The following is a 14,387-nucleotide window of genomic DNA, read 5'->3' on the forward strand; positions in this document are numbered from 1 at the left end:
CCAAAAACAGGGAGAACCAACATGCCTTTCAAAACCGCCCGCATGATGACAGCCGCCGGTATCGCGCTTTGTGGTGTCTCCCTGTGGTCCATGGCGGTATCGGCCGCCGAACCCGCCGAGTGCAAGCCTGTCCGGATGTCCGACCCCGGCTGGACGGACATCACCTCGACCACGACGACAGCGGCGGTGATCCTGTCGGCGCTGGGGTACGAGCCGAAGGTCGTCAGCCTGTCGGTCGCTGTGTCGATCGAGGGGCTGAAGTCAAAGAACCTGGACGCGTTCCTGGGCAACTGGATGCCGGCGCAGGAGGAGATGACCCGCAAGTACATCGATGGTGGCCAGATCGACATCGCAACCGTCAACCTGGAGGGCGCCACCACGACGCTGGCGGTCAACAAGGCGGCGGCGGACGCGGGCGTGAAGACCTTCGAGGACCTGAACAAACACGCCGACAAGTTCAACAGCACGATCTACAGCATCGAGCCCGGCTCCTCCGCCAACGCGAAGATCCAGAAGATGATAGCGGACAACGCCTACGGCTTGGGTGGCTGGAAGCTGGTGGAGTCCAGCGAGGCCGCCATGCTGGCCTCGGTCGACCGGACGGCGCGGCGGAAGGAATGGGCGGTGTTCCTGGGCTGGGCGCCGCACCCGATGAACGTCAAGCTACCGATGGGCTACCTGGATGGCGGCGAGGAGTATTTCGGCCCCAACCGAGGCAGCGCCACGGTCCGCACCCTAACCAGGTCTGGCCTGACGGGAGCCTGCCCGAACCTGGGTACCCTGTTGAAACAGATGGTCTTCTCCATTCCGATGGAGAACGACATGATGGTCATGATCCTGAACGACAAGATGGACCCGAAGAAGGCGGTCGAGCAGTGGATGCGGGCCAACCCGGCGGCGCTGGAGCCGTGGCTGGCCGGTGTCACCACGTTCGACGGCAAGCCGGGTCTGCCCGCCGTCAAGTCGGCGCTCGGCCTTGCCTCCTGAGGACATCGCGGCGCTGCGGGCGGCTTACGCCGCCGAGCGGGCGGGCTGGAACCAGCCGGTTATTCCGCTGGCATCGGTCACGGACGCGGTGCTCGAGGTGGCGGGCGGCGGCGTCGCGGTTCGGTTCTACCGGCCTTCGGACGCGATTGCGGCGCCGGCGCTGATCTACCTGCATGGTGGCGGCTTCGTGGTCGGCTCGCTCGACACCCACGACCGTATCATGCGGCAGCTTTGCCGACGATCGGGAGCCATGGTCGTTGGCGTCGACTATCCGCTGGCCCCGGAACACCCGTATCCCGCGGCGCTCGATGTGGTCGAGGCCGTGGTGGTCGAGTTGGCCGGTCGGGCGGCGGACCATGGCATCGATCCGGCGCGTCTGGCGATCGGCGGCGATTCCGCCGGAGCCTTCCTGGCGCTGTCGGCCACGGTGCGACGGCCCGACCTGATCAAGTTCATGCTGCTGTATTATGGTCTCTATGGCTTGCGCGACGGACGGTCCCGCCGGCGCTTCGCCGCTCCCGAATACGGCCTGACGCCCGCCGACCTGTCGTTCTACGAAGCCTGTTATCTGGCGGGCGGCGTGGACCGTGCCGTGATGGACGTGCTGGCGGCCGATCCATCCGGACTGCCGCCCGCCTTCATCGGTGCCGCGGCCCTCGATCCGCTGCTGGACGACAGCCTCGCCTTGTCCGATCTAATGCCGGGTGCCGAACTCCGCGTCTACGACGGCATGCGTCACGGCTTCCTGCACTGGAGCCGGGAGGTTCCCCTGGCGGAAACCGCGCTGGACGATGGCGCCCGCGCGCTCGCCGCGGGCTTGGTCACGCCCGCATCGTGAGCGTGGTCGCGGCCACCGCCGGCTGAAGGCGCGCCGTCGCCCTATCCTTGCTGGGCGAGGCTCCCGCGTGGCGCCGGTATGTCCGGGAAAAGCCCTCGTAGCTGCCGAAGCCGCATGCGACGGCGATTTCCGACAGCGGCTGGGTGGAGTAGAGCACCAGGGAACGCGCCCGCTCGACCCGAAGCCAGAGATAGTAGCTGGTGGGAGACTGGCCGAGACCGGCGTGGAACAGCCGCTCCATCTGTCGGAGCGACAGGCCCGCCCGATCGGCCACAGTGTTCAGCGACAGCGGCTCCTCGAGATTCTGCTCCATCATCTGGACCGCCGCCGCCAGCTTGGCATGCTGGAGCCCCAGCCGCCGCGGCACCTCCGCCCGCTGGCTGGAATGGGCGTCGCGGATGGCGGGGTGGATGAACTGCTCGGACACGGCGACGGCGACCCGATGGCCGAGGTCGATACGGATCAGGTGCAGCATCATGTCCAGTGCCGCGGTGCCGCCAGCACAGGTCAAGCGCCGACGGTCGATGACGAAGATCGAGGGTTGGACCTCGATCCGGGGAAACTGCTCGGCCAAGCTGTCCAGGCATTCCCAGTGGGTCGTCGCCGCGTGCCCGTCCAGCAGGCCGGTGCGGGCGAGCAGCAGGCTGCCGCTGTCGATGGCGCCCAGGATGGTGCCTTGCCGGTCGAACCGGCGCAGCGGAACCGCCATCGCGTCGTCGAAGGTCTCGCCGGGATCGAACCCCGCGCACAGGATCAGCATTCCGGGAGAGGGGAGATCGCCCAACCGATGATCCGTGACCAGCGTCATGCCGTTGCTGGCCATCACGATGCCGGTTTGGGCGGAAACGGTCGACCAGCGGTAATACGGTCGGCCCATCAGATGGTTCGCGACACGCAAGGGTTCGACGGCGCAGGTGAAGGCCATCATCGAGAACTTGGGAAACAGGAGGAAGGCGATATCGCGGCCGGTCCGCTCACCTGGCCGCTCGCTAGACGGTATCGCGTTCAGGCCCAGCCTCCGTCGCCAAAATTCACGTGTCCGACAGTGTGCGATCAGCCGCCGCCGTGCAAGCCATCCGGTATTCCGGCCACGGCGAAGCCATGGCGGGCCAGGATCCGCTGGCCGGGGGGAGACATGATGTACAAGACCAAGGGCAAGGCCTTGGCCCTATCCGCGTTCTCCATGACGGTCAATCCATACTCGGCCGCCACGCCAAGTTCGGGAGGAAGCTCCACCACGGTGGCGCCCGGCAACTCAGAAGGAACGTGACGCGCCGCCGTGTGGTAGGTGAGGAAGACATCGGACCGGCCTTCCTGGATGTGCCATCCATAGACCGTCCGTCCCACCGGCGGATGGGGGGAGTTCGGCCCGCCGGTCAACGTCAGCGCCTTGGCCTCCAGCCTCTCCCGGCTGCCCGGCAGCACGGCTTCCGCTTTCGCGAACATCGCCCAGGCATAATCGCCGGATGGGTCGGCCCCAGGAGTCGAGGTCGCCAGTTTGATCGACGGGTCGAGCAGGCTCGTCAACAGGGTTCGCGGAGTCAGTTCCAATCCCGGCCGGACGATCGCGCAGAGGTGATTTCGGGCGAACAGCACCACGGGACCCGCCAGTCCCAGGTGCGACAAGGTCATCGGGTTGCCAAGATCGGCGGAGGCGAAGATATCTCCAAGCTCGCCCCTCTCCAAACGCCTGCGGATCAGTCCTGACGAGCCGAACATCGCTTCCACGGGAGCGCCGGTCTCGGCGGTATAGGCGCTTGCGACTTCCGAAAGCGCCGCCTTCAAGCTGCCAGCCGCGTGAAGGCGGATCGGTTTGGCGTTGATCACGGGAACCGAATCGGTAGGCGGAGGCATCGATACCGGAGCGTGATGGAGTTCACTTCCTAATCGGGGAAGGGACATGGACAGCATGCCACGGCATGCATGTTCGCGTGTCGCGGGTACGACTTATCCCCTATTCTCGCCAGTGTCCGGTGGAGCGGAACGGCCACTCCACCGAGACATACTGGAGGGAGAATCCATGCTGAAATGGATAATCCGGCTCCGCTGGAAAGGACAGACGATCGAGATTGAAATCGAGATCGGACTGAACTTCTAACGGAGTCGCGGGAGGGGTGTAGCAAGCACCCCTCCCTACTCCTCCACTCTAATCAAATTCGTGGCGGTTTGAAAGGGGCCGCGTGATGACGAGCCTTGGCCATATCGTCCGCCCGGCACCGGTACCAGTTGCCCCATCCGCCGCTGAACCGCCGCGTCCCAGCCATCGTTGGCCGGCAAGCCATTGGCCGCCTTGAACAGTTTGAGCGCCTTGCGGGATTGCGGTCCCCAGATGCCGTCGATCCGTCCTTCGTAGAGCCCAACCCCCTGGAGCAAGCGCTGGACGGTTTCCGCGTGCGTCGCGTTGTCCAGGTCCAGCAGGCTGGCCCGCCCCAGCGGAATGTCGCCGCTGGATTTCCCACGTGTGCTGATCGACAGGGTCGGGGACTCGGGCTTGACGCGGGGGGCGCTTCGGCCGACTGGCGGCTCGCCCCTTTCGGACGGCGGGACGATCTCGTCACGATGGCCAAGGTAGGAGGCGCCGGTTTCGATCGACGGCATCATGTTGCCGTTGAAGAACAGGGTCGCCGTGTCGAACGCCTCCAGCAACTCGCCGGGCTTCTTGTCCGGCGCGCAGAAGCGATACTCGGAGCGCAGAAGCTTGAACATCGGCGGCAGGACGCGCTCGGAATCGTCGATCACCTGCCACGCCAGGACGCAGCCGACGATGCCATCCGTCGCCGTCGCGTAGCTGTACATTCCATAGCGATTGACGCGGAGGTCCGGCTGGATCTTCGCCTGGAGCGTTGGAAACTCCTGTTCCAGCTTGACGGTCAGCACGCGCTGGTCGTAACGCGGCGTCGCGAACGGTTCGCTTAGGGTCGTGATGCTGGTCAGCATCGACGTGGGACGGTGCCGGATTTCCAGCCGGAAGCTGTTCTCGCCCGGCAGGATGGTCGGGTTCTCCAGGGTCAGTTCGAAGATTTCCGTCAGCTTCCCATAGGTCTGGCGCCGCGCGGCCAGGATGTCCAGGGGGTGGTCCTCGGTGAAGATGACCGGAACATCGTCCTGGGCGACCCTGCGCCACGACTGGGAACTGGGGAGCTGGGCCTCCGGGTCATACCACGCGGTGCAGGCCGCCGTGGAGGCGAGGAGGCTCAGGGACAACGCCGCCTTGATCACGCGGCGGACGCCGGTGGACCGGCGGCCAATCTGGTTCACCATTATTCATAGCCCCCGGTGGTGACGCGGATTCCCTCGCGCGATTCAGGTGTGCTCAGCAGCTTGTCGAGTTGCCGGAAGATATCGAGCGCCTCGGTGATCCTATTTTCCTGGCGGAGGCTATAAGCGCGCAGGATCTCCAGGTCGCGGCGAGGCGGCATCACTTGGTTGCGAGCTTCGATCAGGCGCAGGGCCTCGGCGTAGTGGCCCGCCTCGTAATGGCGGATCGCCTGCTGCGACAGCGCGTCGGCGTGGAGTTCCGCGATCTTGGCCCGGCTGAGGTTGCTGGTCGCGAGGTCGCGCATGGCCTCGTCGACCATGCCGGCCTGGAGGCGCGACAGGATGATGCCGAGCTGGGCATTGTCCTCGTCGCTCGGCGTGCCCGACACGCCGGTTGAAACGGGGGTCGTTCCGGGGGCGGTGGCGCCAAGCGCCTTGGCCTCCTCGAAAGCCATGCGCGCTTCGGTCTCGCGCTTCAGCGACAGCAGGCACCAGCCGCGCATCTCGGCCATGGCGCTGGTCCAGCCCGGCAGCTCGCGGACGGGGTTCAGCTGGGCCAAGCAGTCGGAGGAGGCTCCCCGCGCATGGGCGGCGGTGGCGGCCCGCATGGCGGCGGCGGTGACCGCGTCACCCGCGGATTCCGGGCGAACGGCCGGAGCGCCACGCGCCCGCTGGGTCGCGGCGGCGGCGGACTTGGTGGCCGGTTTGCCTCTGCCCTTGGCCGCCGAGCCCTTGTCGGAGGCCAGCGCCTTCCTCACCTTGTCCGACGTCGACCAGGGTTTGGCGGCGTCCTCGGCCCGTTCCCGGTCCTTCAAGGCCAGATAGGTGTAGACGAGACCTTCGGCGGAATTCTCGTCAGGCCGCAAGGCGTTGGCGTAGAGGAACCACTTCTCCGCCTCGCGGTGGTTCTTTTCGTTGTGATAGTACCAACCAAGCGTCACGGCGCCGTCGCTATCCTTGGCGGCCCTGGTCTCCTCTTCGAACGACTTGACCTCCGTCGGATCCAGCTTGGCGCCCTTGGCGGTCGTCAGCTTGCGTGACAAGTTTCCCCGCTCCAGCTGGGCGCGGACCTGTTCGAACCGGGGTTTGCCCTCGGCGCTGGAACGCGCCGCCTCCTGGTTCAGCAGCGTCGCCAGCTGTGTCTCGCTCAAATAAGCCGACGCCTTGAGCAGGGTGTCCTGCCGCTCCTTTTCATTGGGGCAGGTGCCGATGATCTTGCCGAACAAGTCGTTGGCGTCGCCCTTGCGCCCAAGCTCACCATAGGCTTGCGCCACGGTCCACATGATGTCGATCGTGTCGCACGCCACCAGTTCCGGATGCTGGCCCGCGATCTCCACGACCGTCGTCCATTTCCGCGCCGCGCTGGCGAGCTGAATGCCGCCGCGCGTTTCCTGGACGCTCAGGTGCTTCTCCAACGCGGGGGACGCCGTCCAAGTCGGGTTGAGCCGCTTGATCTCGGCCAGCTTGGCGCGGGCTTCCGCCGTCTTGCCCTTGGCCGCCAGATCCCAAACGGGTGTCTCGTCGGCACCCGCCGTGGCGGGCTTGGGAGCCAGCAGGTCCTTGGGCGGCTGCCAGCTGGGGTCGAGCGCCTGGAGCCGCCGGATCTCCGCTTCGACGCGGCCAAGATCCCGCTTCGACGCGTAGTATCGCAGCGCGGTCTCATCCAGCGCTCCGGCCGATGGCTGGGGTTGATCGAGCGTCACGGTGGGAGCGGACGGAGCGATGTCCGGCTTTTGAGCGTGGGCGGGGCAGGCCGCGAACAGGCCGACGGCGGCGCCGAGACCGATCAGGGTATTTTTGACCATGTCTATATCCCGGTTTCTTTGGCGGCTATCTTGGAAAGCAGCCGGAGTGATGCGGAGTAATAATCCTCAGGCATGGCGGCGTCTGGCCGGGGCGCGCGGTATCCCGCTTTCCGCGACCGAGCGACCAGCTCGTAAACCGCCAGGGTCCCGGCCGAAGCGGCCATGGCCGAGGGTTCGCCCGACGATAAATCGACCGTCGCCGCCATCGTCGGACCGTCTTTCCGCGCTTCCACCAGCGTCAGGTAAGGCTCCAGGTACCAGGCGTCTTGATAGCCGGCCCAGGTCAGATAGAGCGGCACCCGGATCGCGTCGAAGCCGAACTTACCGGAGAACCCTTCGGCCAATCCAACGTTCAGATCGGGATCGACCAGCATCCAGTCCGGCGGCAGGTTCCACTGGCTGAACCGCCCGCGGGCGAGCAGGGCGAGGCCGCCGGTGACGATGTCGTTCCAATCCGGGTGCCGTTCCCAATCGTGGAACGCCAGCAACGCCGGAAAGACCCAGTAGGACGGATTGACCACCAGCCCGCCCGGCCGGTCGAACCCTTGCGCTCCGGGCTTCAGGACGCTCTGATCACCGATCCGCTGGACCAGGGTTTCCCGGATCGTGACCGCCAGGGCGGTGGCGGCGTTCAGATAGCCGCGATCGTTCCACCGGCGGCCCGCCCGCAGAAGCGCCCAGGCGATCAGGATATCGCCATCGCTGGCGTTGTTGAGATCGGTGACCTTTCCCGAGCCAGCGGCCGCGGCGTCGGGCACCCATTTCCAGGCGGCCAAGCCGTCCTGCCGAACCATCAGCCTCGTGCGGGTCCACTGCCAGATCTGGTCGAAGTCGGACTTGGCGTCGGCGGATGCCGCCAGCAGCATGCCATAGCCTTGCCCCTCGGAATGGGAGATGCCGCCGTTGCCGGTATCGGTGACGCGCCCGTCCGCCGTCACGAAGGACTGGCGGAACCAACTCCAATCCTCCCGCGGCAGTGTGGGCGGAGGCGCCGCGCGAGCCATGAGCGGGGCGAAGGGCAGGCAAGCCGCCGTCGCCCCAGCCGCCTTGATCAAGTCACGCCGGTCAATCATGGCCGGACTTCTGTTCATTGCCAAGAAATGTCCGGGTGACCAAGCCGAACGCCGCGACCAGGGCCAACAGGCCCGCCGTCCACCACAGCACATGTTCCGACATCAGGTTGCCGGCGATCAGGCGGAGGTTCGACACGCGGAGGTCGGTGTCGAACCTATGGTAGGTCGTCGCCGGCTCGATGCTTCTGGTGGCCGCTGGATCGGGGCCCCAAGCCGTGGCGGCCCCGGACAACCTGTCCCAGTACGGGCGACGAACCAGAAGTGCCGCACTCTCGGCCAGCTGCCCGTCACCGCCGGCCGTCAGGATCGTCCAGGTCCGGGACGGCGTGACCGTCGATTCCATCTGCATCAGCAAGCCGGACGGTACCGGTCCACCGCCGGAGAACAAGCCGACCTCGGCGGGCTTGGCCTGGCCGAACACGGCGGGGAAGTGCTGGCGCATCGACGTGACGGCATCCTCCGCCGCCTCCGATACGCTGGTGACGACGCTCTGCTTCTCCCCCGACTTGACGATCTTCTGCCAGCGGTTCCGGACATCGCCATCGCCGGCGGGCGTCTCCGTCTCGCCGGAGGACTGTCCGGCCGCCCGCATCGCCTCGATCTGGGCCAGCAGTTGGCTGGTGTCGTCGTTGACCGGAGAGGCCGGGTCGGGCGACGGCGATGTGTCCAGCCCGATGCCCCAGGCGGCGGTCATCTCGGCTGGCTTGACTGGAAGCTCGACGCCGGGCAACCGCGCCAACGTCCGATGGTTTCCGACGATCAAGGCGTCGCCGATCGGCATCGTGGCGCCCGGCGGGACGAAGCGTGGCGCCAGGGGATGGCCCGAAGCCTGTGCCAGCTTGGCCAGCAGCGCCCAGGCGGCGGAGACCTCGTCCGCCGACCTGTTCATGAGGACCACGTCGAAGGCGTCGGCCCCGCCATCGGTGTAGGGGCTGCCGGTGCGGGCGAATGTGCCGAGGTCGGGGAATTGGGATAGCCGGGCGTATTCGGGCAGGGTCAGCGTGCTGTCGGAGAACAGGCTGAAGCGCGGCGAGATCTGCTGTTCGGGTATGCAGTTGGCGCCGTCGGCTGGCGGCAGATCGGCGGTGATCAGGATTTCGTTGTGGCCGGGCCGGAACAGCGACATCGGCAGATGAAGGTCACGGCGTTCGATGATCGCGCCGTCGCGGCTCAGCGGCATCGCCGCGGCGGCTCCGCCATTGACGAAGACCGAGAGGGCGGCACCCGTCCCGATGCCGGGAGCGGACGCGGCGTTGATCCGCAGGATGGCCTTGCGGCTGTCCAGATTGAAGAAGTCCCGCCCCAGCGTCACCGCCAGCCTTTGCGAGAACCGGTAGCCGTTGAACTCGCGGGTCTTGTAGCCGAGTTCCGACAAGGCGACCGCCCGCCCGCTGGGGAAGGTCACCAGTTCCGGCACCGGAGCCGCGTGCGCGTCGGAAACGATCATCTCGGCCGTGGCCGGCAACGTCACGGCGGGGTTGGAGAAGGCTTGTGTGGCGGTGGTCACCTCGTCCGCCGTGCGGCCGGAAACGACGAGGACCATGGCTCCGTCGTCACCAACGTTGAACAGACCAAGATAGGGCCCGGTGATGGCGGTCTGGATCCGGTCGCCGACGATCGCGCCGAGTTGCTCCGCGTCGCCGATCAGGACATTGCGGCCATATCCCAGCGTTGATTTATCCAATCCAGGAAACAGGCGGTCGCCGTCGGGGCGCTGGACCACCGCGGTGCCAGCCTTGGGGGTGATGGCCCGATCGCCAGCCCGGAGCGCCACGCCCTGTGCGATCCCCGCTCCCCAAGCCAGTTGAGCCGTCCCGCCATCCGGTTTGGCGTTCAGGATGGTCAGGCCGTGCCCTGTGGGGGACGCCATCGCCAGCAGCGTCGCGGCATCCCGCAGCAGGGGGGCCGCGGAGGCGTCCTGGTCCAGCACCTCGAGGGACGAGCGGTCCAGCAAGGGACGCGCCCACATCTCGAATGTGCTCTCGACGCCACAACTCACCCGGTGCCGGGCGGTATAGTTGATGGTCAACTCGTTGCGGCCGGCTTTCAGATAGCCGGGTGGCATGTCGATGCTGGCCGAGACCGGCTTCTCGAACGCGGTCAGGGGAAGGTCGCCAAGTTCCAACCCGTTGAGCGCCACCTTGAAGTGGGACAGGTCCGGCAGGATGTGGACCGCGTTCTCGTAGGCCAGCTTCAGGACCGCCGGCTTGTCCTTGGCGGTGACGGGGAGGTTGAACGGGATCGACAACGTGTCCGCCTCGCCGCCGAGGGTGGCGTGCAAGTCCGCATCGACCAACCGCGACAGCGGCACGGCTTCCAATTGGGGCTGTGCCGACGCGGGCATGGATGACGGTAGGGTGGCCGCGATCCAGACGGCGCCGGCGGTGGCCCGTTTGATGACGCGGGAGGACCGGCCGGGATGAGCGGGCTTCTTCATTGCGCGGGAACCGTTTCGGAGGACTCTTTCGCGGCGCCGCGGCGGGTGACGGCGCCTTTGCAGATGTTCCAAGCGGCCGGCAGGCCACGCGTCAGCGCCAGACCGGTCAGGAAGGCGAAGCTGCGGAGCGCGGATCTCTCCGCCGGAACGCGGCCTTGCCAGCGCTTGGCCCAGATCCGGCTGTTGCCGTAGACCAAGTGGACGGCATGCGCCGCCTCGGTCTGGCTGACCGGATTGAACTCGCAGCCGATCGAGAATGTGCCGCCCGAGACGGACATGCGCCTGACGCGCAGCGTGATCGGCTTCTCGATCTCCTCGTCTTGGGTCGGCGCCAGCAGGGTCACGATCATCGACTCGCTCAGATGCGACCGCGCCGGTATCGGCAGCTCGATGTTCAGCCCATTGGCCGACCCGTTGAGGACCTGCGCCGGGAAGCTGATGCCGTCGAGTTTCAGGACCGCCGGGACTTGCAGGCCGATGCGGGGAAAGCGGCGGATCTGGCGCTGCTCATAGACCGCTCCCAATCCCGCCAGCGCCAGCAGCAGGCTGATGCCGTTCCAGAACGCGACGATGCCGATGATCTCTCGGCTGTCGGGAAGGACGATGAAGCGCCAGACAGCCGCCACCATGCCAGCGGACAGGATAAGAACCATCCACACGAAGGGCCCGGCCAAGGGGGAGGCGCGGTTGGATGTCATGGTCTCGCCCTTCGCCGTCACCTTGAATTGGGGTGCGCGGGGATTCCACAGCACCGACAGCACGGCGCGGGACAGGTGGAGCGAGAGCACGTATTCGTAGAGTTCGGAGATGAACGGCCAACGAACCTTGCCGTTCAGGATGTTCGGCAACATCACGCTGGCGACGATATGGGGCAGTATATAGGCGAAGAACTCCGGCACATTGGTCCGGACGATCTGGAGGCCGAAGAACAGGTAGCATAGCGGGCCCAGCACGAAGATTGGCCGGATGAAGACGAAGAACCAGTACAGGCTGTTGCTGAGGTAGCAAAGCCGTTGGGCCACGGTCAGGCCCCGGCGCCACAGCACGTTCTTGAGCAGCAGGATCTGGATCATGCCCTGCGCCCAGCGTGACCGCTGGCCGATGAAGCTGACGAAGCTCTCCGGCTGGAGACCGGCGATCAGGGGTTCGTCGAGATAGGCGCTGCGATAGCCCTGGGCATGCAGGTCCATCGCGGTCTCGCAATCCTCGGTGATGCTGGTGCCGCTGATGCCGCCAACCTCCTCAAGGGCGGTCCGGCGGAGCAGCGCCGCCGAGCCGCAGAAGAAGGCGGCGTTCCAACGGTCGAGACCGGGCTGGATGTTGCGGTAGAACAGCTCGTTCTCGCTCGGCATCCGGGGGAATGTGCGGAGGTTGTATTCGACCGGATCGGGATTGAGGAAGAAGTGCGGCGTCTGGACCAGCGCGATGCCGGGGTCCTTGACGAAGAAACCGACCGTCTTCAGCAGGAAGTCGGACGATGGGACGTGGTCCGCGTCCAGGATGGCGATCAGGTCGCCGCCGATCTTGGACAGCGAGGCGTTGATGTTGCCCGCCTTGGCGTGCTCGTTGCGCTCACGCGTCAGGTAGATGGCCCCAGTCGCGGCGCAAAGCTCCTTCAGCTTCTCCGCCCGCCTGCGCGCGGCGTCCGCCTTCAAGGCGTCGGCTTGGTTGCATTTCTGCGCGGTCCCGCCGTCGTCCAGCAGGTAGACCTTGAACTTCGACTTTGGATAATCCAGCGAAACCGCCGCCGTCAGGGTGATCAGCAGCAGATTGGCCTCCTCGTCATAGGTCGGGATGACGATGTCGACCGAGGGCAGATCCGGATCGGTGACGTCGATCGGGATCGATTTCCGGTTGAGCGGATTGCTGATCACGAAGGTGCTCAGCAGGAACATCATGAAGGAGAAGATCTCGGCGACGTAGAGGATCATCCCCGGCACGAAGTTGACCAGATCGTCAGGCGCGGGGAGCGTGTTGGTCGTCCGCCAGATGATGTATCGGATCGTCACGAAGGCGGCGAAGGAAATCCCAAGGATACGCCCCGTCCGATGCGTCTTCAGCGAGGAAATCAGGAACAGGGCCGCGACGAAGGACCAAGCGACGAGAAGCTGCGCCTCAAGGCTGACTGGCAGGGTTGCCGAACATCCGATCGCGGTGAGAAGCACTAACCAGAGAGCGCGTGAAAGCAACTTGCGAACCATGAATAAGGTCCATTCTTTCCCCGTCCTCCGATAGGTCAGGTTCCATCAGATCGTTATGGCCTGCCTTGCTAAACATTTACTTAATAGATGCACGAGAAGCAGCTTACGTTATGTCGAGATAACAAGAATAAATGCTATAAAAGTCTCTTTATACTGACCGATGTCAAAACGGATACTTTACAAAAGACATAGCTCATTCGGTGGTGTGGTCACGCCGTGACGTTCCCTGTTGGTGGGTGTTGAGGGTTGGGCGGGCGCCATCCGGCGGACCCGCGCGAGACCAGGCAATTCACGGGAGGCCACCATGGCCGATGAGAACAAGAGCAATCAGGTTGACCAGGACCATCCCGACAGCGGCACGCCGGACGCCGGAAAGAAGGACGGCGCCAAGCAGAAAAGCGGCGCCGTCGATCAGGATGTCCAGGAGGAAGCGGCGGAGGAGCGGAAGGAAGGCGGCTACCAGTGACGCATCACCGGTGATGCGTCATCCGTGATCCGTCCCGCCCGGTTCCGTCCAGCGCGCCATCAGCGCGTTCGACGGCAGGGCGGGATCGACCAGTTTCCGGGCGGTCTCGACCCCGGCGACCGGCAGGCCGTCGGGCTTCAGTACGCCAATCTGGACCAGCACGGAGGCTTGATCCCAGTAGATGTGCTCGTTGTAAAGCTTGTCGCCCCGGAAGTTGATGATCGCGATCAGAGGGATCTCGACATATTTGCCGGTTGGTGGGATCCCGGGGATCATCCAGTCGATCTCGCGGTCATGGGTGAAGCAGAACAGCATCTCATCCACCACCCGGTCGGCCCCGACGGTGCGGGAGATCGGGATCAGCTTGGTGTCCCCAGGGTTCCCGTGGACGAAATGCTTCAGGTAGAAGTGATGGAGTTGCTGGTACCCATAGCCGCCGGTCATGGTCGGGATGTGGTTGACGTAGGGCTCGGCGACCATGGTCGACATGGTGGCGTCGACATCTCGGGTTCCGAACTCGTATTCGCAGTGCTTGTCCCACAGCGCCGACAGATCATAGCGTGGTCCCATCGCCTTGCGGAACACCGCGATCGAGCGTGAATGCGCCATCAACGCCGCCGGCTTGTTGAAATGCGGACCAGGGCGGTTGAAGGCGTGGCCAGCCTCCGGATACGCGAAGACCTCGACATCGGGACGGCCGGCGAAGGCGGCGCGGATCCTCTCGATGGTCTCCGGCGGTGAGATCCTGTCGGTGGCGCCGAAATGCAGCGTCAGAGGGCAGGAGACGCCACCCGCCTCGTCCAGCAGCTTGTCGATGCCGCCGCCGTAGTAGCCGACCGCCGCGTCGACCTCGAGGCGCGCGGCGCTCAGATAGGCCAAGCGCCCACCCAGGCAGAAACCGACGACGCCGACCGCCTTCCGCCCATCGGGACCGGTCACCTCCGGCAGGGCGCGGGCCGCGGCGACGGTCGAACCGATGTCGCGGACTCCCTGGTCGATGTCGAAGCGGGACAGCAGGTCCAGCGCCTTCTCCCGCTCGGCGCCCTCATAGCCAAGTTCGACATCCCGCTCGACCCGCCAGAACACGTCCGGAGCCAGAACGACATAACCTTCCTCGGCGTAGAACTCGGCGACATCCCGGATATGCGCGTTGATGCCGAAGATCTCCGGCAACAGAATGATCGCGGGGCCGCCGCCCGACCGTGGCACCGCCTTGTAGGCCCGGAACCGCTCGCCGCCTTCCGCTTCGATCTCGATGAATCCGCCACTCATGTAGGCACTCCCGATCTCACGTGCTTGGAACAGTCTGTCTACCGCGCGAT

Annotated in this window: 11 protein-coding genes; 3 read left to right on the top strand and 8 right to left on the bottom strand. The window is 65.6% G+C overall.

Annotation, left to right across the window (positions count from 1 at the left end; genetic code table 11):
• The first annotated feature begins 21 nt into the window (after window positions 1-21).
• Window positions 22-987, top strand: coding sequence for a choline ABC transporter substrate-binding protein (gene choX, locus N825_RS25140; RefSeq protein WP_245613229.1), 966 nt, complete (start codon window positions 22-24; stop codon window positions 985-987).
• Complete coding sequence (locus N825_RS25145; protein ID WP_051513014.1) at window positions 977-1,825, top strand: alpha/beta hydrolase fold domain-containing protein; 849 nt, start codon at window positions 977-979, stop codon at window positions 1,823-1,825. Before choX ends, N825_RS25145 begins: the two co-directional genes overlap by 11 nt.
• Here N825_RS25145 and N825_RS25150 read toward each other — a convergent pair.
• The 7 genes from N825_RS25150 to bcsA all read right to left on the bottom strand — a co-directional run bounded on the left by N825_RS25150 (window position 1,809) and on the right by bcsA (window position 12,599).
• The gene (locus N825_RS25150) at window positions 1,809-2,882 is read right to left on the bottom strand and encodes a GlxA family transcriptional regulator (protein WP_342666048.1); all 1,074 of its coding nucleotides are present in this window, start codon (window positions 2,880-2,882) and stop codon (window positions 1,809-1,811) included. The genes N825_RS25145 and N825_RS25150 overlap by 17 nt on opposite strands.
• Complete coding sequence (locus N825_RS25155) at window positions 2,879-3,652, bottom strand: molybdate ABC transporter substrate-binding protein (protein ID WP_198038892.1); 774 nt, start codon at window positions 3,650-3,652, stop codon at window positions 2,879-2,881. The genes N825_RS25150 and N825_RS25155 overlap by 4 nt, the downstream gene beginning before the upstream one ends.
• Before the next feature lie 306 nt (window positions 3,653-3,958).
• The gene (gene bcsN, locus N825_RS25160; protein WP_037458235.1) at window positions 3,959-5,086 is read right to left on the bottom strand and encodes a cellulose biosynthesis protein BcsN; all 1,128 of its coding nucleotides are present in this window, start codon (window positions 5,084-5,086) and stop codon (window positions 3,959-3,961) included.
• Window positions 5,086-6,888 (bottom strand): hypothetical protein, encoded by a 1,803-nt coding sequence (locus N825_RS25165; protein ID WP_037458237.1) that lies wholly within the window; start codon window positions 6,886-6,888, stop codon window positions 5,086-5,088. Before N825_RS25165 ends, bcsN begins: the two co-directional genes overlap by 1 nt.
• A 2-nt stretch (window positions 6,889-6,890) precedes the next feature.
• The gene (locus N825_RS25170; protein WP_037458239.1) at window positions 6,891-7,961 is read right to left on the bottom strand and encodes a family 8 glycosyl hydrolase; all 1,071 of its coding nucleotides are present in this window, start codon (window positions 7,959-7,961) and stop codon (window positions 6,891-6,893) included.
• On the bottom strand, window positions 7,954-10,398 hold the full coding sequence (locus N825_RS25175; RefSeq protein WP_037458240.1) for a cellulose biosynthesis cyclic di-GMP-binding regulatory protein BcsB: 2,445 nt from the start codon (window positions 10,396-10,398) through the stop codon (window positions 7,954-7,956). The genes N825_RS25170 and N825_RS25175 overlap by 8 nt, the downstream gene beginning before the upstream one ends.
• A complete protein-coding gene (gene bcsA / locus N825_RS25180) occupies window positions 10,395-12,599 on the bottom strand; it encodes a UDP-forming cellulose synthase catalytic subunit (protein ID WP_084165057.1) in 2,205 nt (734 codons plus the stop codon). The genes N825_RS25175 and bcsA overlap by 4 nt, the downstream gene beginning before the upstream one ends.
• 304 nt (window positions 12,600-12,903) lie before the next feature.
• Between bcsA and N825_RS39145 the strand changes: the two genes are divergently transcribed.
• Window positions 12,904-13,065: a hypothetical protein gene (locus N825_RS39145; protein WP_157619530.1), complete on the top strand. Its 162-nt coding sequence runs from the start codon at window positions 12,904-12,906 to the stop codon at window positions 13,063-13,065.
• Window positions 13,066-13,083: 18 nt separating this feature from the next.
• On the opposite strand, the gene N825_RS25185 is transcribed toward N825_RS39145, so the two are convergent.
• Entirely contained in the window at window positions 13,084-14,337 is a 1,254-nt protein-coding gene (locus N825_RS25185) for a dienelactone hydrolase family protein (RefSeq protein WP_037458241.1), read from the bottom strand.
• Window positions 14,338-14,387 lie beyond the last annotated feature (50 nt).

Origin of the sequence: Skermanella stibiiresistens SB22, assembly GCF_000576635.1 — a bacterium.
In the GTDB taxonomy this organism is placed as follows: domain Bacteria; phylum Pseudomonadota; class Alphaproteobacteria; order Azospirillales; family Azospirillaceae; genus Skermanella; species Skermanella stibiiresistens.

What these genes read in the sequence shown, in the direction of transcription:
- choX (WP_245613229.1), top strand. Translation starts at nt 22, where the DNA reads ATGCCTTTCAAAACCGCCCGCATGATGACAGCCGCCGGTATCGCGCTT.
- bcsN (WP_037458235.1), bottom strand. Translation starts at nt 5,086, where the DNA reads ATGGTGAACCAGATTGGCCGCCGGTCCACCGGCGTCCGCCGCGTGATC.
- N825_RS25165 (WP_037458237.1), bottom strand. Translation starts at nt 6,888, where the DNA reads ATGGTCAAAAATACCCTGATCGGTCTCGGCGCCGCCGTCGGCCTGTTC.
- N825_RS25170 (WP_037458239.1), bottom strand. Translation starts at nt 7,961, where the DNA reads ATGATTGACCGGCGTGACTTGATCAAGGCGGCTGGGGCGACGGCGGCT.
- N825_RS25175 (WP_037458240.1), bottom strand. Translation starts at nt 10,398, where the DNA reads ATGAAGAAGCCCGCTCATCCCGGCCGGTCCTCCCGCGTCATCAAACGG.
- bcsA (WP_084165057.1), bottom strand. Translation starts at nt 12,599, where the DNA reads ATGGTTCGCAAGTTGCTTTCACGCGCTCTCTGGTTAGTGCTTCTCACC.
- N825_RS39145 (WP_157619530.1), top strand. Translation starts at nt 12,904, where the DNA reads ATGGCCGATGAGAACAAGAGCAATCAGGTTGACCAGGACCATCCCGAC.
- N825_RS25185 (WP_037458241.1), bottom strand. Translation starts at nt 14,337, where the DNA reads ATGAGTGGCGGATTCATCGAGATCGAAGCGGAAGGCGGCGAGCGGTTC.